Raw genomic sequence first — 23,262 nt, 5'->3', positions numbered from 1 at the left:
AAACCAATGAAGAGTTGAGAAATACAAATATTATGGCAACAAATCATTTACTAGAGATCAAAGAATACGGTCAAAGCATTTGGATGGATAATTTGACCCGTGACTTAGTTCAGTCTGGAGAGCTGAAGAATTTAGTTGAGAATCAAGGTATTTGCGGGATCACTTCTAACCCAGCAATTTTTGAAAAAGCGATCGCAGGTAATGCGATCTACGATGCTGACATCGAAGCAGGGATTCGAGCGGGGTTACCAACTTACAAAATTTATGAATCCTTAGTGTTTCAAGATATCCGCGATGCTTGCGATATCTTGCGTCCCATCTATGACGCTTCCGGCGGTCTAGATGGATATGTCAGCATTGAAGTCCCTCCCACGATCGCCCACGACACCCAGGCGACAATTAACGAAGCCCGTCGTTACTATCAAGAAATTGGGCGGGATAACGTCATGATTAAAATCCCTGGTACTGATGAAGGATTACCAGCGGTAGAACAAGTCATTTCCGAGGGGATCAACGTTAACGTGACGCTGTTGTTCTCAGTTCAAAGTTACATCGAAACAGCCTGGGCATACATTCGCGGTTTAGAAAAACGTGCAGCCGAAGAAAAGGATATTAGCAAGATTTCTTCTGTGGCTAGCTTCTTCCTGTCGCGGATCGATTCTAATATTGACGGGAAAATTGATGCTGCCCTCAAAGCAGGCGTAGACCGGATTGAGAAAGAAGCAAAATTAAGAGCCGTCAGAGGGAAAGTTGCAATCGCCAACGCTAAGATTGCTTATCAAGAATACAAGAAAATTATTCAAAGCGATCGCTGGCAAGCATTAGTAGCTAAAGGCGCAAACGTTCAGAGATTGCTGTGGGCTAGCACCAGTACCAAAGACCCTAACTACAGCGATGTCATGTACGTTGACGAACTGATCGGTCCTGAAACTGTCAATACATTACCACCCAATACGATTGATGCGTGTGCCGACCACTGCGACGTAGCAAATCGCGTCGAGTCAAATGTCGAGGAAGCCTACAAGTTAATTGAAAACTTAAAAGATCCAGATGTGGCGATCGATATCGACCAAGTGATGGACGAATTAATCGTGGAAGGGATCGACAAATTCGTTAAACCCTTTGAATCGCTGATGCAGTCCTTGGAAGAGAAGGTTGCTAAGCTATCACCTGTATAGGAGGAGCGAGGAGCGAGGAGTGAGGGGATAGGAAGTCAATTGAATTCGCAATTCCTAATTAAATTCTTTCGACGCTCCCTCAGCTCCCATTCTAGCCTTCGGCAAGCCCTTCGGGCTACGAGAAGGGCTTATTCTCCGAGAAGCCACCCTTCGGGTGTCTACGCCCTACAGCTTCCTCAGCTGCCTCAGTTCTCTTCTTACCCTAACCCCTAACCCCTAACCCCTCATATGGTCACGTTGCTAGAAAATCCCTTACGAGTGGGGCTGCAACAACAGAGAGTTCCCGAACCGCAAATCTTAGTCATTTTTGGTGCGTCGGGAGATCTGACTCAGCGCAAACTCGTTCCAGCACTCTACAAACTCAGACGGGAACGCCGCCTGCCACCCGAATTTACAATTGTAGGCGTAGCACGCAGAGAATGGAGTCACGATTACTTCCGCGAACAAATGCGGGAGGGGATCGAGCAGTTTTCTGACGGTATTGGTTCGGAAGACTTATGGCAAGAGTTTTCTCAGGGTATATTTTATTGCCCCGGAGATATTGACAACCCCGAAAGCTATCAAAAGCTAAAAAACTTTTTGGCAGAGTTGGACGAAAAGCGGGGAACCAGAGGCAACCGCGTATTTTATCTGTCCGTGTCGCCCAAGTTTTTTGCTGAAGCCATCCAGCAGTTGGGCAAAGCAGAAATGCTCAAAGATCCGCTCAAAACCCGCTTGATGATTGAAAAGCCCTTCGGTCGAGATTTGGGAACGGCGCGATCGCTTAACCGTGTCGTGCAGCAAGTTTGTAAAGAAGAACAAGTCTATCGCATCGACCACTATTTGGGCAAAGAAACAGTCCAAAATTTGCTGGTGTTTCGCTTTGGGAATGCCATTTTTGAACCATTGTGGAACCGCCAGTTTGTCGATCACGTCCAAATTACCGTTGCCGAGACAGTCGGGGTAGAAGACAGAGCGGGATATTATGAAAGCTCTGGGGCATTGCGAGATATGTTGCAAAACCACTTGATGCAACTATTTGCCCTCACAGCAATGGAGTCACCTAACACCCTAGATGCCGATTCAATCCGCACGGAGAAAATGAAGGCGATTCAAGCGACTCGCCTAGCAGATATTCAAAATTTGGAACGTGCGGCAGTACGAGGACAATATAGTGCGGGGTGGATGAAAGGCAAGCGCGTCCCTGGTTATCGAGAAGAACCAGGCGTGAATCCCCAGTCTACAACTCCCACGTTTGTCGCCATGAAGTTTTTGATCGACAACTGGCGTTGGAAAGGCGTGCCTTTTTATCTGCGGACGGGTAAGCGCTTGCCCAAAAAAGTTTCGGAGATTTCAATTCATTTCCGCGAAGTGCCGAATTTGTTGTTTCAGTCGGCAGCACAGCAGATGAACGCTAATATCTTGGCACTGCGAATTCAACCCAACGAGGGGATTTCGCTGCGATTTGAGGTAAAAATGCCAGGGGGAACTCTACGGACTCGTTCTGTAGATATGGACTTTACCTATGGTTCCTTTGGCTTACAAGCAACTTCCGACGCATACGATCGCCTCTTACTCGATTGCATGATGGGCGACCAAACGCTATTCACTAGAGCTGACGAAGTAGAAGCTGCATGGCAATTGGTGACTCCAGCCCTTTCAGTTTGGGATTCGCCCACCGATCCCGCAACTATCCCACAATACGAAGCAGGGACTTGGGAACCAACCGAGGCGGAATTACTGATCAATCAAGATGGTCGTCGCTGGCGTAGGTTGTAAATAGCAATGAAGCGATCGGCACTCAATCTGTATACAGACTATCTGTTACAAATACCATTTTACGGAAATGATGGTAAATGTGGCGATCGCTCTATTGCTAATAGCTAGTTTCATCCTTCATCCTTCATCTTTCATCCTGTCCTATGGTGACTCAATCTGCTCCAATTTTCTCACTTCAGGCTCCCAAGGATATCTCAGTAAGCGAGATTGAAGCCGAACTCAATCAGATTTGGCAAAGTTATGGCGTGGCTGGTGAGGATGGGGGACTGCCCGCCGCCACTCGCGCCAAAACCTTTACTTTGCTCGTTTACGAACCAGAAGAAACTCAACAATTGCTGGCAGCTTTGGGATATTACAGCGGTCCAATCGACGGCATCCCAGGACCACGCACCGCCTCCGCAATTCGCGAAGCCCAAAAAGTATTTGGACTGGAAAAAACGGGGAAATCTAGCCCAGAGTTACTAATAAAACTTAGGGAAGAACAAAGCAAACGCCGTGGTGTAGTAGATAGCAGCACGGCAACGACAGCTTACGCAATGGATACCCGCAGTCCTGCTGTCGCTGATGCGATCGCCAGCCGCAATCCTTGTCGAATTATTGCATTGTGTCCGGTCACTGGAGAAGACGAGGGCGTAAAGGCACAAGTTTCTGCATACTGCCCGATCCAGAAGCAGTCCGCCACAACTTTGATCTGTTGCGAATACATCACCCTGACGGGAACGGTTGAAGCCCTCGAAAGAGTGGTAGGCATGGTTCCAGATTTATTAATTGGTGGCTTGCCTAAATTTCTCTGGTGGAAAGCTACTCCAGAACCCGATCACCCGATCTTCAAGCGTTTGGCAGCCTCTTGCAACTCTGTCATCTTCGACTCCAACAGTTTTACACAAGTCGAAACCAATCTCATCCGGCTGCAAGAATTGATCGATGCAGGCATGACAATTTTCGATGTCAACTGGAGTCGGCTAGCTGCTTGGCAAGAGTTGACGGCAGAAGCCTTCGATCCACCCCAGCGCCGCGCTTCATTAGGGGAAGTCGATCGCGTCACCATAGACTATGAAAAAGGCAATTCTGCCCAAGCCTTGATGTTTTTAGGCTGGTTGGCAAGTCGATTGAACTGGCGACCGACTAAAGTGACTACAGAAACGGGAGACTACGACATCAAACGCTTTTACTTCATGGCAGAAGGCGATCGCGAAGTCGAAGCAGAAATTGCTGGCGTTCCAACTGCTAGCGACGGTGACGTAGCCGGAGATTTGATTGCTTTACGCCTCACATCTACGAATCCAGCTGCCAACTGTTCTACCGTTTTGTGTTCCGAAACCTCTGGCTGTATGCGGATGGAGGCACACGGCGGCGCTCAAGCTGGGATCGTCAACCAAGTAACATCCCTTGCCGATCAAAGTGCTGAAGAGTTGCTCTCGCAGCAACTACAACGCTGGGGACGAGACGTACTATTTGAAGAAAGTCTGGCAGTGACAGTACAGATGTTGAAATTAGCTAATGGTTAATGGTTAATGGTTAATGGTTAACAATGAACTATTAGCTATTAACTATTAACTATTATGTCTTTAATTATTGCTGGAGAACGCAGTGGGGTAGGCAAAACAACCGTGACGCTTGCCCTACTATCTTTTTTATGTCGGTGGCAAAAACTATCTGTCCAGTCTTTTAAGGTAGGACCAGATTATATCGACCCGATGTTTCATCAGTACGTGACCGGATCTCCCTGTCGCAACTTAGATCCCGTACTGACTTCCGAAACTTACGTCCAACAATGTTTTATCCATCATACCCAACAGTCTGAGTATTCACTAGTAGAGGGAGTGATGGGATTATTTGATGGAATTGGCAATGGAGAAGTCAAAATTCAAAATTCAAAATTACCAACTACCAACTACCAACTACCAACTACCAACTACCAACTACCAATTAATTTTGCCAGTACCGCTCACATCGCTCGAATACTCGATCTACCTGTAGTACTGGTGATAGATTGCAGTCGCCTGTCTGGTTCGGTTGCCGCGATCGCCCACGGTTATTGTTCCTTCGATCCCCGTGTGAAAATAGTTGGATTCGTACTGAATCGAGTCGGAAGCGATCGCCACTTACAATTATTACAAGATGCCCTTGCACCTCTAGACTTACCAATTCTTGGTGTTTTACACCGCCACGATAATATTACTATTCCCGATCGCCATCTCGGTCTAGTCCCCACCGCCGAACTTCCCCAACTGGATCTCGCGATCGAGCAACTGGCAACTTTAGCCCAAACCTGTTTTGATTGGGACAAATTAATGCCTTTGATACAAGGGAGCAGGGAGCAGGGAGTAGGGAGCAGGGGAGCAGAGGAGCAGAGGAGCAATTACCAATTACCAATTACCAATTACCAATTACCAAACCACCAATTCCGAATTCCGTTCACGCAGTGTAGCGTCAGCGTCTATTCCGAATTCCGAATTCGACTTGCCGTTGCGCGCGATCGCGCTTTTAATTTCTATTACCAAGACAACTTAGACTTATTGCAACAATTGGGGGCAGAATTAGTATTTTGGAGTCCCTTAACCGATTCTGGCTTACCAGAAAATGTCCACGGCTTATATTTCGGTGGTGGATTTCCCGAAGTTTTCGCCCAACAATTAGCAGCAAATACAGGAGCGATCGCCTCAGTAAAAACAGCCATGTTAGCTGGAATGCCCGCATATGCAGAGTGTGGAGGTTTGATGTATTTATGCGATAAAATTATCGACTTTGAGCAGAATTCTTGGTCAATGGTAGGAGTCATCCCCACTGCTAGCGTCATGGGTTCTCGCCTTACCTTGGGATATCGTCACTGCATTGCTCTCCAAGATAGTCCCTTATTACACACAAACGATACAGTCTGGGGACATGAATTTCATCGTTCTTCTTTATCAGAATTACCAACCCAACCTCTATTTCAAACCCAAGGACTCAGCACTCCCCCAGTCGCAGAAGGCTGGCGACTCCCTCACCTACACGCTTCTTATATCCACCTTCATTTCGGTACGCGCCCCGACATTCCCGCCCGATTTTTACAACACTGCGTTTGCTGGCAAGAGAGTCAAAAGTAGACAATTAAAAATAAGAAAAGTTGTGCCGTTCGACTTTTGCGTCTTTGCAGCTTTGCGTGACATTTAAATTAAAACTTCTCCCTTGTCTCCCTTGTCATCCTTGTCCCTTTTATGCTCCTCGATCGCCCGACAACACTCATCAACCCCAGCCCGTTGCTGCATCATACCAACTAAAGCCTCATAAGCAGACCAATTTGCCTGTAACAAAGTCCGTGCTTGCAAAACCGCCCAGCGTTGCTTTTGCTCTACAGCATTAGCCGTATATCCTAAAGGAGTCAAAATCATTCCGAACTTCTGGCGATCGTCTGCTCCCCCTTCGGTGTTACTGTAAACTAAATCTTCTGCAGCTAAACCTGCCATCCAAACAGTACAATAGCGGTCTAGCATTTGAGCTGTCAGCGTACCCCGATCTAACTGCGCTGCTAACTCCCGATCTTCAAAACTGACACCACCTAAACCTGGTTGTTTCTGCTTCAAAGCTTCCCAAGCGCTAAGAGTATAACCAGTAATCGGGATATTTAATAAATGCGCTACCAGAAAATGTCCCGCTTCGTGGCGGACAATGCGATCGCGGTGTTGGGGTGAAAAACTTGCCAGCCAGTCTAAAACTAAATTACTCCCTTTGCCCTGAAAGCTAAAACTATCTAACGTAGCCACTGCTAAAACGCTGAAAGTAGCAAGCGCTGGAATCACTGGTGAAAAATGCAACAAAGGACTTAGCAGTGTTGAAAGCGTCATCACGAAGATGGAAATAGCAACTAAGTTTAGGGCAATCTGATTCATACTTTAAGAGCGGTACAATTACAGCTATTTCCTTATTATCCAGCGATCGCAGTCGCATTCTTGGTTCAATCGTTCAAATGCGATCGCCGAACATGTCTGCAAACATCTATCTAATGACAGACGACAAATTATCTAATCTGCGTTAGAAATACGCTTGTCGTATAAACTAAAGTCACGAAACTATCATCGTTACAATTCTTAGCATACAACTGCCGTAAATCTGCAATCAATCGCTCGTATGCTGCACCAGCGCGGGGAATGTACGACGTACTCATTGCCCGACCGACAACCCCATCAAAATCGAGTGGCTGTTGATAGGCAAATCTATACTGCTGGACATCAGCAAACAAGCTACTCCTGAGTAAAGGCTCGATCGCCATCCGGCGCTGTTCGGCGGGATGATAGCCAGAAGCAACTTTAATCAGATGAGTATACTCTGCTGTAAACTCGTCATGGCGATCGCGTTCGTTCCACACTACAGCCAATCTTCCCTCTTCTGTTAAGATTCGGCGAAACTCCAGCAGCGTCGGTTCTGGATCGAACCAATGGAAAGACTGAAAGCACGTTACCAAATCTACAGCAGCATCAGCCAAACCTGTTGTTTCAGCAGTCCCGTCTCGGAATTCTACTAAAGCATGGGGTGCAGCTGCTTGCCTCATTGGTGCATTTGGTTCGATTGCTATGACTCGCACTCCCTTTTCTGCTAGCAATCGCGCTGCAATTCCCGTTCCCGCACCTATATCTGCAGCAATCAGTTGTGATGGCAATAATCCCGCTAAGACTCGCTCAATTGCAGCTTGAGGATAACTCGGACGATATTTTACATAATCCCCCACGCGATCGGAAAATCGATCGACTGGATTCATCGCATACAAAGGTGTTGCATCTAAATTAGATGTATTTTGCTCAGACATAGGTTGGGAAACATAAGGGGCAAGAAACTATTGACATCTAGCTACTTCATTACCTGTAATCCCAATTGTAGAGTGCAGGCGCAGTTAAGTTCGCGGCAGAATAATTCAAAATATTTTGACCGAAGTATATTGATTTGCAAATTTATCTATATTTTATTGTTTCAAAATCGCAGATGTTCTTGAAAAGTTAAAAAATATTACCGTGAGGCATTTAATTCTAATCATTAATCTGTAAAACTGAAAAAATACTAAGTTTTTCTTAATGCAATCGTTTGCTACATAGCGAATGAACGATTCTGCTTACTCCATCAATCGTGGGGATTAGTCTATACTTGAAGTAAGCAGTGGTGCAACTCTAGATTCTAAATTGGAAATTCAGAGCCTCTCGTTCACGGATATAGAGATTCTACAGGCAATTTTCTCAATCTCATTGACTCTTTTAGATGTTGAGCGATAGATCGAGATCGCGAGCGGCAAGATAAGTATTTCAATGTTGATTTGCTCTTGACTTGTGTTACTTCGTACATTTTTGCATGTCAAGATTATCTGTTTTTAGTTTGTGATACTTCATACACTCTTAAATGCTGATATGACTTGCTTTCAGCTTGTGATACTTCATACATCCTCGAACGCCAATATAAGACAGTTATCTCATCCTTGATACGGATGTCTGCATCATTTTCTTACATTAAGCTGAGAATTCGTAAGTAATAATTGGTAAATCCCACTAGCGAGAGGTTATGAAAGACGGAAACGCCGAAAAAGCTCCTGCCCATTACCTGAGAAATGACCGCTGGGTAAGCAATCGCCAAGAATCTATGGTTGTATGAAAAAAATTGTAACTTTGTATATGGGAGTACATTTTAAATCTTCTCAGTATAGGTATGCTAATAAAGTGCAGAAATAATCAGGTAAGATATCAATATATTTTCCTTGTAAGCGAACTCAACAGTCAAAATCAAGAGACAAACTCTACTCCAAAGTGAGAGCACTGTTATTTTCTAAACCAAATGATATAGATTGCATATTAATAGTTGAGCCGGGAGAGGTTATGCATCTTTCCAAAAGCTAACAGCACCTAAACGTAGCGATCGCTCCGAACAACTGATGAGGAATCAAGAGCGCGATCGCAACAGTTCAGTTGACTTCATCTTAAGAAATAGAACCTGAAAAAATTGAAAAAAGCATTTGACAAATACCAATAAGTTCTGTTATTTTTTTAGTATTGAGAAGCTCGCAAATATTTAATGAATTTCCTAAGTATTTGTGGTTTGAATTTCCAATAGAAATTAATTAGGAATATGCAAGAGGTATTCAGCGCATATGGCGCTGTAGGTTGTAAGAGAAGACACCGAGGAGTGCACTTTTACAACTTCCATAAAAAGAGTATGCGTACTCTTGAGTGGACGAATAATTATCGATAATTTATTATCGATAACTTGCCAGTCTGCCAGGGGATTAATTATTTTTGAATGAGAATAAACTTGAGGCTGTTAGAAGTGAAAGTTGATCGACTCTAACAGCTTTTTTTGTGGGTAAATCTCGCTTACAAATAAGCGAGGAACTCGCTCATTCTAGTTTTCGTAAATTTGTTGTTCTTAATTGGTAAGAAAACCAAAAAAAGAGTTAAAAAGGAAGTAGTAAATTTTATGAGTCAACCTGTAGTGATGGTTATCGATCCACAACCCGAACTTATAGGAGAGATTAAGAAAGATTTGCAGCGTTCTCATCAAAAGCTGAGAACATTATATGCGAATTCTCCATTAGAAACATTAAAAAAATTGAAAGATTTGCAGTTATCTAGCGATACGCTAACGCTATTAATCGTAGAACAAAAAACCTTTCAGATAGTCGCTGCCGATCTTCTACAATTAGTCAGAGAAATGTTTCCAAAGGTGCAACGCTTGACGCTCAAAGTCCACGATAGCGACGATTTACCCAGTTGCATTCCTATTCCCAAAGCTTTTGTAGTGAGTACCAATGAGGTAGAGACTGCGCTGCCAGATTTACAGCTAATGGCGCACACAAGTCGATCGAGCAACTTACCTCCGAGCGTCATGAGATTGCGTGGTTGAAATTCGGTAAATTTTAGATTGATTCCAGCAAAGTTATATTGGAGCAAGATTCTAGTTAAGCATGAGTTTTGAGTGACAGAAAAGATGTTCTGGCGGATGGTATTTTTGTAGTGATTCAAAGGGATTTCCAATGCCTGGAAAACGTAGCAGCCGCAAACAAATACAGCATTTTTGCTGTCCTTACTGCGATCGCCGTTTATGGCGAGCAGGTAGCACAAAACACTTTTTGTTCTATACAGAAGCAGCTCAAATCCGACAATATGTAAATGTGTCTCACAAAAGCGCCGCTTTGCTTGCTAGTCAAGGTGCTTATGTCGATCGCAACTCCTGGATTGAAGAATTTTTTTGCGGCGAACATGGTAAGCTGTGGCTGAAACTCAACCGTAATCCAGCAGGTCAATTAACTTCGCAAATAGCTACAAGTAAAGATTGGCAGCAATCAACTCAAACAATTAATCCAGAAGTGCCAAACCCTTCAGTGAGTGAATATAGTTATCGCATGAGTCGAGCGCCAAGTAGCAGACTCTCCTATTGCAGGAGATAAATCGCTGCCATCTATCAATGCCTGCCTCCGTTCTTGTTCGACTTTAGGGATGCATCGCGATCGCTACTATAAGCTTGATAGGCGTGGTAAAACCATTCAAAAAATTCATTTAACTCTTGCTGTTGAATTTTAACCTGACCCGCATCTGAGGTCTGCACGAATTCTTCTAGCAAAGCTTTGGTTGCGTGCAAGCAAAGGTGGCTTGCATCCCGTAACTGCCGAAAATCAATCTTCTGCGAATCCGACGCTGGCAAGCCATGCGGAGCAGAATTGAGATAATTCAGTTGCACGTCCAACAAACTAGCCGGCGTAATTTTTTGTGCTATGCGCTGTGCTGGATTGCTGAGAAAATTCAATCCTAATAATCTAGCGCGCTTAGCAGTTGTATTGGCTGTCTCCATACCCCACGTATCTGCTGCTAAGTTTGTCAGCGTTCGATCGGTTGCTGGCTGTTTTTGTTCGGAAATAAAAGCTTTCAGGCGATCGCGCAACACGAGCAGATCTAAATTCTGGGGGAGGTGTACTAATTGCGTTTCGACTTCTTGCAGCAGCAGGCGAGCCTGGTAGACAGAAGCAGCAATATAATCGGTAAAAGTTTCTCGCTCGGCAGTTTCTAATAAATAAGTCAGCGTCACTGCCGTATCCCATAACTCTTCTACCAGAAATTGGCTGCCAGCGTCATCGTAATGAATTTCTAGTAAAACGTAAGAGTTGTAACTGCGCATCAGCTTAGAAAATAAACCGACTACAGCTATAGTGTAAGGTTCGCTCTCTGAATTGACAACTAATGCAATTGCAGACTGAATTTCTTGCAGATAACTATGTAAAGTGCGAGCGGCATGGAGAAAAGCATGACTGAAGGCAGGCTCGGTCTTATCGAGTAAGTGGACGAGTGGTAACGTAATTCTCTTATCTAGCTTATGGGGTAAGTTTTGCTGCATCTATCCTCTGTCCGCAAAATAGCTCTTTACCTTCTAGCGATACGCACTTTCCTATTGAGAAATTGACGATTCAAGTCCGTAAATCCTAGACTAAGCGCTGCGTATCTGTCAATCAAAACTTTGAGACTGGCATGGAATTCACTCATTCAAAGAAGAGTTTTCACCTTACCTTCAGTTGAGAGGCTATCCTCCCAGTGCATCGCTCGATACTAGATCGAGAATATTTTCTAACCTCATCCCTATAAATCTGAAAGAGTGCTAGCCTCTGATGATAACACGCTCAGCGCTAGCTTATATCCTGCCACTCCTTTGGAAATCTGATTCAAATCGTGCATTAGCGACAATTTTTGCCAAAACTCTATTCTCAAAAATACTGCTTTATTCAGTATTTTTGAACGAATCCCAAACAGAAATTGCAGTTCATTCAATATTGCTCTTGACCACGTTACAAGATAGCACTTATATATAAATCTTTCTTCAGTGATAAGCATTTAGTTATAAGTACTATTACGGGTTTACTTCAATATGGCTATATTTTGTTGGTATTACAAATCGCGATCGCTAATAGCGGGCGATCGCATGACAGCGAGTAGTTGATTATTCAACTTGACATTTAAATGTTTGGATGCAGACTGGCAAGAGTACGAACTTTTACAGGGTAAATCTACAATTTTCATCCACCACCTTTTACCCATATGGCAGCTTGTGTCTACAAAAAAGAAACAATGGATTACTTTTAAAGTTTCGGAGTTAGAAATGCAAGCCCTCGAAGCTTATTGTCAACAAACTCAACGCACAAAAACAGATGTTTTAAGAGATTTGATTCGAGGTTTACCAACCTATACTAACTCGCGTTCTGCAACCAGAGGCTTTAATCTCAACCAACCTCCCCACCCTGAAGAAGACCCCAATTTCTAAAATCGAATATGAGGAAAACTATCATCAAGATTTTGCTAGCTTGCCAGGGCAAAATTTCTGTTTTTAGGGGATTTTTGTGGTTAACCCTCGTAGTGTCCAGGGTTGTTATTGGGTTCAGCAAGGGAATTGAGGCTACCACTTAACTTTACCGTGACAAATGAAAACTATTTCTATTGAACAGCTCATATTGACTCAAAATCGACAATATACTCGCCCGAAACAATGGATTACCTTTAAAGTTTCTGAACTAGAAATGCAAGCCCTTGAGACTTACTGCCAACGGACTCAAAGAAGTAAAACAAACGTATTGCGAGAAACAATTAGGCAATTACCAACCTACAGCAGTTTTTCGAAAAATTCATAGCTAATCGCTATCAGTTCTAGTTCAAATTTTAGTCAAGGGTGTGTTGAGACATATTGTTGAGACATATTTGTAACTTGAAAAACATCTGCTGACATTAAAACAGAAGATATCAGAGTGCAGGTAGGCTTGGGACAAGAGTGTAATTAATCTCACCCGACAAATTTGCTCTTCAACTTTATTAGTTGACCTATTTACTTCTTCGCAAGTTATTAAGTCAAACCTCGGTTGCAACAAGAGAAACTCTTGTCTTAGACAAATAATTGTCAGCTATTGTCAAGCATTGATACTTTTGTTACTTCCACTACCAAACTAGAACGAGATTCAAATATGAAACAGATATTCAGTATTGCCCGCAAGCACTGGTTGCCACTGCTTGGGTTTAACAGTGCCGTGCTTGCTGCCACAATTTATGCAGCGTTCTATGCCAGCACGAGCATTCCTCCAGTCTGGACAGCTAATGCCAAGTTAAATCTTCCCCAAACAGGCGGTTTAAGTGCAAATCTCGGTCCTTTAGGTAGCACTCAAACCTCGGCGCTCAACTTTAAAGATGTCAGCCCTCTGGACGTGCAGTTGGCTATTTTAACTAGCGATGCCGTGATGAAGCGCGTGCAGGCAGTTGACCCCGAAAAAAGCTTGTACTCGAAGGTGAGTAGCTTCAGCCAGTTATTTGTCGTCACCCCACAGCCAGCAACAACACTGATAGAAGTCGAAGCTCAGGGTAGCCGTCCCGACATAGCTTACAAGCGATTGTTTACCTTTCTTGAGGTCTATCAACAACGACTCAACGAACTGCGTCGCAAAGATGCAGAAGTCCGTGTCCAGTATACCCAAGAAGAGCTGGAACAAGCTCGTCTCAATCTCAGCCAAGCGCAAGCGAATTTATCGAATTTTCAGCGCTCCACCGGACTAGTTGACAGTCCCGAACAATCTAAGGGGTTGATTTCAGCAATTAACAGTTTGAAAACGACGCAGGCGACGCTGATCGCACAGGGACAAGCTAACGCCACGCAAGCTCAAGCTGCGGCAGTCAGTCTCGGGATTACGCCCCAACAAGCAATGAATTCTCTGCGTTTGGGCGAGAACAAAGAGTATCAAGCCACCCGCACTCAACTCTCGCAACTAGAGTCAACTATGGCAGTAACCCGCAGTAAGTATAGAGATGATAGCCCGCAGGTGCAATCTTTATTACAGCAGCGCCAACAGTTACTCCGCCAGCTCAATCAGCAAATTGCCGTGGCAATTCCTGGTGTTAACGCCGCGCAAATAGATACAACTCTAGGTAATGGACCTAACGATAGCCGCCTAGAACTGATGGTAGAGTTGATCCGAAATCAGACCTTAGCTCAAGGGGCGCAGCAACAGGCGAAGCAAATTCAAAAGCAAGTTGACAAACTCAATACCGAACTCAACTTCATCACGAAAAATCAAGCACAGTTGTTAGACCTCCAGCGCAAGTACGAGATTGCCGAAGGCGTATACAAAGGCATTATTGCTCAAAGCGAGCAGTCAAAGACCAATCCTTTTAACGCCTATCCAAACGTGCAAACGCTAAACGAACCCACCATCGACCCCAGACCATCCATACCTAACTTAAGGCTGATTACCACTGGCGGTATGCTCGCTGCTATTTTCGGCAGCATGGCTCTAATTTTCTTCCTAGAAAATCGCAACCCATTGCTCAAACCAAAAGACTTACAGCAAGTGGAACTCCCGGTTTTGGGCAGCATTCCCCATCTCAAACAACCCAGCATGGAACGAAATTTAGCAGCCGAAATCGATATCGAGTTTCAGCGCTTGGCTTCATCTATCTTGATGCTGGAACACCCATGTTTGATGGTGACTAGCGCCACTGCTGGAGAAGGTAAGACCACGGTTACTCTAGGGCTAGCTCTAGCCTTACTCAACTTTGGCTTTCGGGTGCTGGTAATCGATGGCGATCTGCGCAAGGCAGAAATGAGTCGGCGCTTAGGGAAAAATCGGATCGACATAGCAGCAAATGCTAATCCTCCAACGCCAGTCTCCATCCATCCTGGTCTTGACTTACTACCAGCGTTGTCTATCCCCAAACAGAAAATTCCTGAATTCTTTGCCCGTGGTAGTTTTGAGCGCAATATCAAAGCCATGCGCGACTCCGGTGGCTACGATTACGTATTAATAGACAGCCCTCCTGTCGGGCTAGCCAGCGAGACGAATTTAATGAGTGCCGTGATATGCAACGTCTTGTTTGTTTTGCGTTCTGGCACGAGCGATCGCTATCCCGTGATGAATAGCTTGGAACAACTGACGCGGTATAACGCGCGGATTATGGGTTTGGTAGTCAACGGATCGGACTCCCACACCTCAGTTTATCGCTACGGGTACGGACGACAACGAGAATTACTAGAAAACGAGGCTTAGGCGTTGCGGAGATCATGACTCAGCTGTACAGACCTAGATCTACAGTCACAACAACGGCATCAGATCGCCAGCTCTTTTTCTGGTGGTGGATGCGCTGGGGAGCTTTAACAGCAGGAGAACGTTTTGTCTGTGCCTTTATCATTCTCATACCAGTGCTGTGGGTAGTAGGCATTTACAAGTACATGACATCTCTCCTGATCGTATGCATTGCTGTTTATGAATGGTGGAAGCATGGAGAAATACGTCTCAAGCCCCCGATTACGGCAGTCGTTGCCGTGTTTGTCTTCTGCATCTATCGAATAGCCCAAATGCTGATCAATTTTGATGCTCCCAACAAAGGCAGCATATCTGGTCTCTTGATTACATGGTTTAGCTACGCATTGTTGCTTTGGTACATTCAAAGCAATAACGTGAGATTGCGATTAGAACCGATCGCCTGGGCTTGTACGGTCAGCATATTACAAATGCTTGGTTTTTGGTTGTTGCTCCAATATGTCTTGCCAATCAGCCTTTTCCAGCCTCCTAGCATACCTAACTTGTTTGGATTGGTCACGGGTAAAGCAGCAGGAGAAAACCTCTTAGCTCCCTATCAGGGCGATATATCGGGGTACTACCGTCCGAGCTTATTTTTTGTCTCCGCACAACTTTTTGCTTTGATTGTAGGATGTATTGGCTTAATTGCCTTGGAAATCAAAAATCGGATTTGGTCGCTGCTGTTACTTTTAGGCAGTGCTTTCCTCATCGTTATCAGTCTGAGCCGGGGTATATGGATAGCTTTTCCGATCGCTGTTTGGTTTCGCTACCTCTTTAGCGCCTACAGTCAACCTCGAAATCGTCTCATCTTGTTTGCGGTGATGGCTGTAGCCAGTTTCACCGTATTATCAATTGCGCCATTCACGCACTTTTTAGTCAGTAGCTATACAGATATCACCGCGCACGTTTCTCAGTTTCGGGCATCATCCACTGAATGGCGTGCCGAGATTTACAGACAGACCTGGGAGGCATTTCTAGAAGAGCCGATCTGGGGTCAAATCGGTAAGGGGCAACCCGTCAGTATGGCTGGCGGCGAGGCAAACGTCGTCGGCTCCCACAGCGTCATTTTAGGCAACCTGTTGTATGGCAACGGCTTAGTCGGTACGGGAATTTTTGCAGTTTTCTGGATATCTTTATTTGCGTGGTTGTACAAGACCCGCTCGGGAAGACCCCTCACAGTTTTTTGCGTGATGATCATGTTTACCCTTGCCGCTGCTACGTTAGGAGCAATGTGGTTTTCACCTTTTCCAGCGTTGACTCTGTTGCTATGCATTGCCATCCGGCAACCTAAACTCAAACCTGCTGGAGAGGTGCGATCGTGGCTAAGCTCTTAGTTCTACCAGGATGTCAAAATACCTTAGGGGGTACGACAGTTTCCCTGTCTTTAATGCTCAAGGGATTTGAACAATGTGGCATCTCCGAGCAGTTATGCGTCCTAGTCAAATCTAACTCCTTAATGGAGCGGTATTTGCGGCAAGTCGGTCAAACATCTTATCTGCAAATCATTCAGGAACGGGAGTTTATGAAGCACGCGCTTCATTGGGTAAGCGAGCAACCCAAAGATTATCCCCTGTTACTGGAAAACTGTGTCGTGCGTAAGATTTTGCCGAGCTTGATCCTGGCTGCACCTGCATTGCGTTTGAGCGGTCGTCCGGTTTACCATGTCTTCCGCGACCAAACCCGATCGCCCAATCTGTTGGGTAACTTGGCTAGAAAGATAGCTTTTGCCTGCCTCTCCCCCCGCGCCATCTGTAATTCACGCTTCACGGCTGCGCACGTTCAGAGTTTAGTGTCCGAGATTCAAGAAATCCTTTATCCGCCAATCGATCCACAGCGGTTTAACGACAGCCCCGCAACTAGCTCGCCGCCAGCAAATTTACAGCCCATCCTCAATTCGGGAGCGCGGCTGATGCTGACACCTTCGCGAATTACTGCACCCGAGCAGGTGAACGACAAAAATCTGCGATCGCTGCCGCTGGTCTTAGCTCAGCTCAAAACTCTCGGTCACAACTACCACGGAGTTGTCATTGGCGAGGATGCTTCCCCAGGTCAGTCGCTGACCCGCGCTCTGCTCGATCGCGCCGAAAGCTTAGGAGTGGCAGACCGCTTCACGGTTTTACCAGCCACATTTGCGATCGAGGACTACTACAAGTATGCCGATGTTGTCGTCACGCTTGCACCGCGGGAGCCTTTTGGTCGCACGGTGGTAGAGGCGATCGCCTGTGGCGTACCAGTCGTCGGTAGCAACACTGGTGGCATTGGTGAAATTTTACAGAACTTCGCGCCCAAATGGGCTGTCGATCCCAACGATCCTGTCGCTGCGGCTGAGGCGATCGTGCGCCTGAGTGCCGACCTCAATACTCCAACTACGCTCGTTCAGGGCAGGCGTTGGGTGGAAACTTACTGTAGTGCGGTGGGATACGCCCGCGCGATCGCCAGAATTACGGGATTAGTCCCCTTAGATGCAAGCGATCGCTTGCGCTCCAGCGATGAAAATTGTTTTTTAGCCCCAACCTCTGGGATATGATAACCGATCTGCAACGGCACGAGCGTTCTAGCCAGCTGGAAACATCTCCGCTCGTCAGTGTCATCATTAATAACTACAACTACGGACGTTTTGTTGCTAAAGCGATTGACAGCGTTTTAGAGCAAACATACAAAAATGTTGAATTAATCGTTGTTGATGATGGTTCCACGGATAATTCGCGGCAAGTTATTGAGTCTTATGGCGATCGCCTCATAGCGATTTTTCAGGAAAATTCCGGGCAAGGAACGGCATTGAATGCTGGAATTGCCCGAGCTAAAGGCGAAATCATTTGTTTTCTAGATGCCGATGACTTCTTTCACCCAGAAAAGATCGCCAGAGTCGTCGCCACTTTTGCGCAGCATCCTGAATGGGTACAGCTCGGTCACTGCTGGACTTCTGTAGATGCTGAGGGAGTCCCGATTGGGAGCAGCACTTCTAGTATTCTCAACCAAGGAGATGTCCGCAATTTGTTATTGCAATGGGGAAGATACGCCACAGCAATTACTTCTGCACTGGCATATCGCCGTACAGTTCTCCAGCAAGTCCTACCGATTCCGACACAACGAACTGAAGCAGCAGATACTTTTTTGACGGCAACCGTTCCCTTTTATGGCGAAGTGGGTAGTATTAACGAACCACTCATGTTCTATCGCATCCACGGCAAAAATCGACAAGCCCACAGCGGGAACTGGTCGCGGATGCTGCATCAGCGCGAGTTAACTGCTGCCTACGTCGATCGCGCAGCTGCCACAGTCGGACTCGTCGAGCGCTCTAATCTCCAGCAGGATGTAGACTATCGCAGTTTCAAAGCTATCGAGCGAGGTAAAGGCAGTTGGATTGAAGCGTTGCAAGTTGCGTGGTTGTCCTGGCAAGAAAGTCAGGCAATCGGGCGGAGTATGAAGGATACCCTCGTCAGGTTGGTGTTTCGTAGTACTTGCACTCTCTTGCCGCAGCAGGGTATCTTGCTGCTGCGATATGGGTTGCGCGGTTACGTGCGTTGGAAATTCTTGGGTCAAGCACCAAAAACATAAAGCAAACCCCAATGACTACACAAAGTCTTGCTCTAGATGCTGCGTCAGCCAGTCAAGCACCAGATATTTTGATTGTCTCTCGCGTTTTTCCCCCCGATCCAGGCGGAATTCAAGATTACACCTACAATCGTTGTTTGCAAGACCCCGATCGCGCGATCGTTTTAACCGCCGCTCACCCAGGAGACAAGGAATTCGATCGCCTGCAACTATTTCCAGTCCATCGTTGGCTAGTCCCTGGTTTTCTCCATACTTTTTTCGATCGCGCTGGTTGGTTGGGTGGTGTCCTCAAGCAGCTGCTCTACGCGAGCGAGTCGTTTATTGTTGCCCTCTTACTCTATCGTCGCTATCGCTATCGATATATTGAATGGTTTCACGGCTTCGATTTTCCCGTGCTATTACTGCTGAGTTATTTGCTACCGATCCGGTTTTTTATCTATTTACATGGAAACGATTTACTCTGCCCTTTAAGCAATCCCATTTTTCAGGCTTTATTCCAGCACACGCTCCAGCGGGCGCAGGGTATTGTTTGCAATAGTCGTTTTACCCAAGACTACTTAAAAGATCGCTGTCAGTTTAATACGCCTACATATATTATCAATCCCGCGATCGGAGTTGAGAAGTTTGGCAATCTCGACCGCGTTCCCAACCTTCGCACAGAGCTACGCGCTCAGCACGGCATTCCTGAAACAGCGGTCGTCCTTCTTTCCGTGGGGCGGCTAGTTCGTCGTAAAGGATTCGATCGGGCGATCGAGAATTTGCCCGCACTGGTGGCTGAAGGCATTGATGTCTACTATTTCATCTGCGGTCGAGGTCCGATGGAGTCCGAGCTGAAATCCCTCGCGACCCGATTAGGTGTCGATCGCCGCGTGTTCTTTACCGGATACGTTCCTGACGATCGATTGGCTAGTTACTATGCAGCCTGCGATTTATTTGTCATGCCGACCTTTTTTGATGCCGCAGCCAAGAGTATCGAAGGATTTGGGATTGTTTACCTCGAAGCTGGATACTTTGCCAAACCTGTCATCGCAGCGCGGCTGGGTGGAGTAACAGATGCAGTTCGCCACGAAGAAAATGGTTTGCTAGTAGAGCCAAATTCTCCCACAGAACTCGCCAATGCTCTACTGCGTTTGTGTCAAGACCGACAGTTACGCGAACGGCTTGGTAGCAGGGGCAAGGAATTAGCAGAACGCAAACCTCTCCACCGATTGGTTTACGGACAGGAGATCCGCACCTGAAGCTAGAGATCTCGATCCCCCCTAGCCCCCCTTAGTAAAGGGGGAACAAAGCCCCCTTATTAAGGGGGTTGGGGGATCTCTTCTGCCTAACTTCTAACATCAACCAATCGACTTAAAATCAAAATTTTTCACGCACCACGCCTTGAGCGCACCACGCACCACTCGCCTCTCCTCACACACACCGGAGTTCAACGCAATGAAATTGTTATTGGTCTGCAATCCAGGGGGTCATTTCTCTACCATGATGGGTTTGAAAAGCTTTTGGTCTACCTACGAAAGAGAGTGGGTGACTTATCGGCATTATGACACGCAAAAATTAAGCGAAAAAGAACGGGTTTATTGGGTAGCAATGCAGGAAGCTCGGATGTTAGTTAAGGCATTAATCAACTTCTTTAATGCCTTAGTTATTCTGCGCCAAAGCAAACCTGATTTAGTCCTCTCCACGGGAGCTAGCATAGCCGTACCATTTATCATAGCTAGCAAATTGTATGGCATTAAAACAGTTTTTATTGAAAGTATCTCGCGCTCGGGTAATTTAAGCCTCACCGGAAGAATTGTTTATCACTTAGTAGACGAGTTTTACGTCCAATGGCCCGAGTGTGTAGAACGCTATCCCAAGGCTCAATACAAAGGTGTGGTTGTGTAATTTTCTCCAAGCTTACGAAGGTTGAGTTCAATGATTGTTTACACGCTTGGAACTATCTTTTTTCCTTTCGATCGCGCTGTTGATTGGTTACAAATATTACTCGAACAAGAGATTATTGTCGAACCAGTATTACTTCAGCATGGTGCTACATCGACTCGGTTAAACCATCCCCTGTTAACTAGCGTGCCTTCACTCAGTCGCCATGAAATGTATGCAGCGGCACAGCAGGCTTCATTAGTTATTTCACATGCAGGGCAAGGTTCTACACGAATGCTAGCAGAAATGGGTGCTTGTTTTGTCCTACTCCCAAGACTGAAACGTTATGGAGAACATGTCGATGACCATCAACTCTTATTCGCTCGTGCTGTAGAGAAATATGGCATACAACACTGTATCGAACTTCAGCAGTTACTTGAATATGTAAAGGAGCGTCCTTCTCCCTTTCAAGGAAAATTATTTAACGCTCCTTCACTAGTGATGCATTTAATTGAAAGATATAGCAGTTTGGAACTTCAGAAGTAAGCGATCGCGCTGCTTATGGTGCAACTTGTCCAAAGCCAGAATTAGCATCCCCCAGGCGATATTCATCAGTGTAGACAACTCTAGGAGCGGGACCCTGAAAGTTAGGATTGCCTTTATACAATCCCATCTTGAAGTATGGTCCCGTGCCTTCATCGTTCCAGAAAGTCGCTCCTTGATGGTTAATTTTTTGAACGTAGTTGCCGTTGCCTGTTTTCAGCCAAAGTTTAAGGAATCCGTCTTGATTTCCCGTCCACTTCACATGCATGACAAAATCAGTCCATTGCCCTCGTAGTTCTGCAACCTTAGCTATGGTAAATCGAGTACATACGGCATCAACAGAACCACCACTGCGTTGAAGATCGAATCCGACGGAATCGCCTTTGCGAGAAATCTTGGAGCCAATGCCACCACAGGGATGTTTTCTACCTTTTTTGGTGGGATAAGCCCCAAATTGATTCAAAATATCCCATCCTGCGTCATTATCTTTCCAGTCTGTGGGGATGAATATAGACCACCCATACCAATAAGTTTCACCAATTTTAGTTTTATTCTTTTCGATTTCAGATCGTTCGCCGCAACGGTTTACCCAATGTTTGAAAGCTGTTTGTCCAGCTCTCTTAATGTTGTATGAAGGCTCCATTCCCGAGCAACCTTTGTTTCTAGATTGCGTAATTTCAGTCGATGACTCAATAATTCCGGCATGAGATTGATGTATTCCTACTGAAGCAAACAAAGCCGTACCCAAGAATATCGTGCCTAAAGCCGAGCGTAGCGATCGCTGTTTCCAAACTTTGGCAGACTTATTGCAATTCTCAACGGTCATATTTAAGTTCTCCGTAGATGCAGGATTTTTAACGCTAATTTGAGTAATTGCTATCGAGTCAAAAAAACTAAACAAGTTTTAAATGAATGACTCAAAGTGAATCAATTAGCAGAAGTTAACTGCACGTTGTCTTTCCTCAAATCAGCGGTGAACTCAAGTTAATGCTTGCTTCCATCTATTTCTAGGAGAAAAAATACTGATTTTTCTGAAAACCGCAATTCTACCGATCTTTTTGCGTAAGTAGAACCCCTGTGAAAATACGCTAGTGAATATGACTAATGCTGCAAATGAAGGGACTAATCAATGCGTTATTACTTTAAAAAATGAGTTCGATATTTGAGAGGTTAATTATCTCTCGATGAACGATTCTCTCTAAAACTATTCCTGGCAAGCGATCGCAGAATGTAGATTAACAATGTTGTCAATTTCAATTAATCGCTGCTCAAAGGCTCAATTATTCACTGTTATATCGGTAAAAGCAGGAATACTAGTAATTTAGTGCGATTGTTGTTAGATAATTCTACTGAAAATCAGCACGCGATCGGTAGAAAAACGGAGACTTGAGTTGACTCAAACTACGAAATTCATCTTTTATGACTAGGACTCAAATATCCTCAAATCGACGATTTAGCTATGACTCAGTAAAAACACTGGTACTAGCTAATTTTTGCAGGAGTTACGCGAAAGATCCCCCCTAACCCCCCTTTTTAAGGGGGGAACTTGACTTAAAGCCCCTTTTTAAAGGGGGTTAGGGGATCGAAATCTCTAACTTCAAATGCAGCTCTAATAAATGCCCCCTTTTGAAGGGGGTTGGGGGATCGAAATCTCTAACTTCAAATGCAGCTCTAATAAATGCCCCCTTTTGAAGGGGGTTGGGGGATCGAAATCTCCAACTTCAAATGCAGCTCTTCTGTCTCAAACAAATTTTCTTAAACTACAACAAAACTCAGAGGTAAAGCTATGAAAGCTGTTCTACTTGCTGGCGGACTTGGCACTCGTTTAAGTGAAGAAACTACCATTAAGCCAAAGCCAATGGTTGAAATTGGTGGTAGACCAATTCTTTGGCACATTATGAAGACTTATTCTGCCTATGGCATCAATGATTTTATTATTTGCTGCGGCTACAAAGGCTATGTGATTAAAGAGTACTTTGCTAACTACTTCTTACACATGTCTGATGTCACATTTGATATGCGCTTTAATCAAATGAACGTTCACTGCGGTTATGCCGAACCTTGGCGAGTCACGCTAGTTGATACGGGAGAATCAACCATGACTGGCGGACGGCTGAAGCGAGTCAAAGAGCATATTGGTAGTGAAACTTTCTGTTTTACTTATGGTGATGGTGTAAGTAGCGTCAATATTAAACAGCTAGTTGAATTTCACAAACAACAAAAAACTTTAGCTACTTTAACGGCAACTCAACCACCAGGAAGATTTGGTGCAATTTGCCTAGAACAGGAACAAACTAAAATTACTTCTTT

The 23,262-nt window shown here is 45.2% G+C and carries 19 protein-coding genes; 15 read left to right on the top strand and 4 right to left on the bottom strand.

Annotated elements, in window-relative coordinates; genetic code table 11:
• Positions 1–32 precede the first annotated feature (32 nt).
• The 4 genes from tal (at position 33) to ACRC32_RS25685 (ending at position 6,025) form a co-directional block, all read left to right on the top strand.
• Positions 33–1,178 carry a transaldolase gene (tal, locus tag ACRC32_RS25700; protein ID WP_438556636.1) on the top strand — a complete coding sequence of 382 codons (1,146 nt, stop codon included), beginning with the start codon at positions 33–35 and terminating at the stop codon, positions 1,176–1,178.
• 228 nt (positions 1,179–1,406) lie between these two features.
• Positions 1,407–2,936: a glucose-6-phosphate dehydrogenase gene (gene zwf, locus ACRC32_RS25695; protein ID WP_438556635.1), complete on the top strand. Its 1,530-nt coding sequence runs from the start codon at positions 1,407–1,409 to the stop codon at positions 2,934–2,936.
• A 143-nt stretch (positions 2,937–3,079) separates the two neighbouring features.
• Positions 3,080–4,444 (top strand): glucose-6-phosphate dehydrogenase assembly protein OpcA, encoded by a 1,365-nt coding sequence (opcA, locus tag ACRC32_RS25690; protein WP_438556634.1) that lies wholly within the window; start codon positions 3,080–3,082, stop codon positions 4,442–4,444.
• 54 nt (positions 4,445–4,498) lie between these two features.
• Positions 4,499–6,025 (top strand): cobyrinate a,c-diamide synthase, encoded by a 1,527-nt coding sequence (locus tag ACRC32_RS25685; protein WP_438556633.1) that lies wholly within the window; start codon positions 4,499–4,501, stop codon positions 6,023–6,025.
• Positions 6,026–6,088: 63 nt separating this feature from the next.
• Here the strand turns inward: ACRC32_RS25685 and ACRC32_RS25680 are convergent, their stop codons facing one another.
• Positions 6,089–6,808 carry an ATP-dependent Zn protease gene (locus ACRC32_RS25680; protein WP_438556632.1) on the bottom strand — a complete coding sequence of 240 codons (720 nt, stop codon included), beginning with the start codon at positions 6,806–6,808 and terminating at the stop codon, positions 6,089–6,091.
• 128 nt (positions 6,809–6,936) lie between these two features.
• Positions 6,937–7,722, bottom strand: a complete 786-nt coding sequence (locus ACRC32_RS25675; RefSeq protein WP_438556631.1) for a class I SAM-dependent methyltransferase — start codon at positions 7,720–7,722, stop codon at positions 6,937–6,939.
• 1,649 nt (positions 7,723–9,371) lie between these two features.
• On the opposite strand from ACRC32_RS25675, the gene ACRC32_RS25670 reads away from it, so the two are divergent.
• Together ACRC32_RS25670 and ACRC32_RS25665 are read left to right on the top strand one after the other, a co-directional pair.
• Positions 9,372–9,797, top strand: coding sequence for a hypothetical protein (locus ACRC32_RS25670; RefSeq protein WP_438556630.1), 426 nt, complete (start codon positions 9,372–9,374; stop codon positions 9,795–9,797).
• Positions 9,798–9,927: 130 nt separating this feature from the next.
• Positions 9,928–10,341 carry a hypothetical protein gene (locus tag ACRC32_RS25665; RefSeq protein WP_438556629.1) on the top strand — a complete coding sequence of 138 codons (414 nt, stop codon included), beginning with the start codon at positions 9,928–9,930 and terminating at the stop codon, positions 10,339–10,341.
• 14 nt (positions 10,342–10,355) lie between these two features.
• Here the strand turns inward: ACRC32_RS25665 and ACRC32_RS25660 are convergent, their stop codons facing one another.
• Positions 10,356–11,282 (bottom strand): hypothetical protein, encoded by a 927-nt coding sequence (locus tag ACRC32_RS25660; RefSeq protein ID WP_438556628.1) that lies wholly within the window; start codon positions 11,280–11,282, stop codon positions 10,356–10,358.
• A 606-nt stretch (positions 11,283–11,888) separates the two neighbouring features.
• On the opposite strand from ACRC32_RS25660, the gene ACRC32_RS25655 reads away from it, so the two are divergent.
• The 8 genes from ACRC32_RS25655 to ACRC32_RS25620 all read left to right on the top strand — a co-directional run bounded on the left by ACRC32_RS25655 (position 11,889) and on the right by ACRC32_RS25620 (position 20,955).
• Positions 11,889–12,200, top strand: coding sequence for a hypothetical protein (locus ACRC32_RS25655; protein WP_438556627.1), 312 nt, complete (start codon positions 11,889–11,891; stop codon positions 12,198–12,200).
• 691 nt (positions 12,201–12,891) lie between these two features.
• A complete protein-coding gene (locus tag ACRC32_RS25650; protein WP_438556626.1) occupies positions 12,892–14,961 on the top strand; it encodes a GumC family protein in 2,070 nt (689 codons plus the stop codon).
• Positions 14,962–14,975: 14 nt separating this feature from the next.
• Entirely contained in the window at positions 14,976–16,328 is a 1,353-nt protein-coding gene (locus tag ACRC32_RS25645) for an O-antigen ligase family protein (protein ID WP_438556625.1), read from the top strand.
• On the top strand, positions 16,313–17,521 hold the full coding sequence (locus ACRC32_RS25640; protein ID WP_438556624.1) for a glycosyltransferase family 4 protein: 1,209 nt from the start codon (positions 16,313–16,315) through the stop codon (positions 17,519–17,521). The genes ACRC32_RS25645 and ACRC32_RS25640 overlap by 16 nt, the downstream gene beginning before the upstream one ends.
• Complete coding sequence (locus tag ACRC32_RS25635; protein ID WP_438556623.1) at positions 17,518–18,552, top strand: glycosyltransferase family 2 protein; 1,035 nt, start codon at positions 17,518–17,520, stop codon at positions 18,550–18,552. Before ACRC32_RS25640 ends, ACRC32_RS25635 begins: the two co-directional genes overlap by 4 nt.
• Before the next feature lie 11 nt (positions 18,553–18,563).
• Positions 18,564–19,787 carry a glycosyltransferase family 4 protein gene (locus tag ACRC32_RS25630; RefSeq protein ID WP_438556622.1) on the top strand — a complete coding sequence of 408 codons (1,224 nt, stop codon included), beginning with the start codon at positions 18,564–18,566 and terminating at the stop codon, positions 19,785–19,787.
• Positions 19,788–19,983: 196 nt separating this feature from the next.
• Positions 19,984–20,433: a PssD/Cps14F family polysaccharide biosynthesis glycosyltransferase gene (pssD, locus tag ACRC32_RS25625; RefSeq protein WP_438556621.1), complete on the top strand. Its 450-nt coding sequence runs from the start codon at positions 19,984–19,986 to the stop codon at positions 20,431–20,433.
• Between the two features lie 30 nt (positions 20,434–20,463).
• A complete protein-coding gene (locus tag ACRC32_RS25620) occupies positions 20,464–20,955 on the top strand; it encodes a glycosyltransferase (protein ID WP_438556620.1) in 492 nt (163 codons plus the stop codon).
• A 13-nt stretch (positions 20,956–20,968) separates the two neighbouring features.
• Here the strand turns inward: ACRC32_RS25620 and ACRC32_RS25615 are convergent, their stop codons facing one another.
• A complete protein-coding gene (locus ACRC32_RS25615) occupies positions 20,969–21,778 on the bottom strand; it encodes a polysaccharide lyase (RefSeq protein WP_438556619.1) in 810 nt (269 codons plus the stop codon).
• A gap of 960 nt (positions 21,779–22,738) precedes the next feature.
• On the opposite strand from ACRC32_RS25615, the gene rfbF reads away from it, so the two are divergent.
• On the top strand, positions 22,739–23,262 hold a 524-nt coding region (gene rfbF / locus ACRC32_RS25610), incomplete at its 3' end, for a glucose-1-phosphate cytidylyltransferase (RefSeq protein WP_438556618.1).

The organism is Chroococcidiopsis sp. (assembly GCF_051657925.1).
Lineage (GTDB): Bacteria > Cyanobacteriota > Cyanobacteriia > Cyanobacteriales > Chroococcidiopsidaceae > Chroococcidiopsis.
The sequence above is the reverse complement of the archived record's forward strand: the minus strand, read 5'-3'. Positions and strand labels throughout refer to the sequence as shown.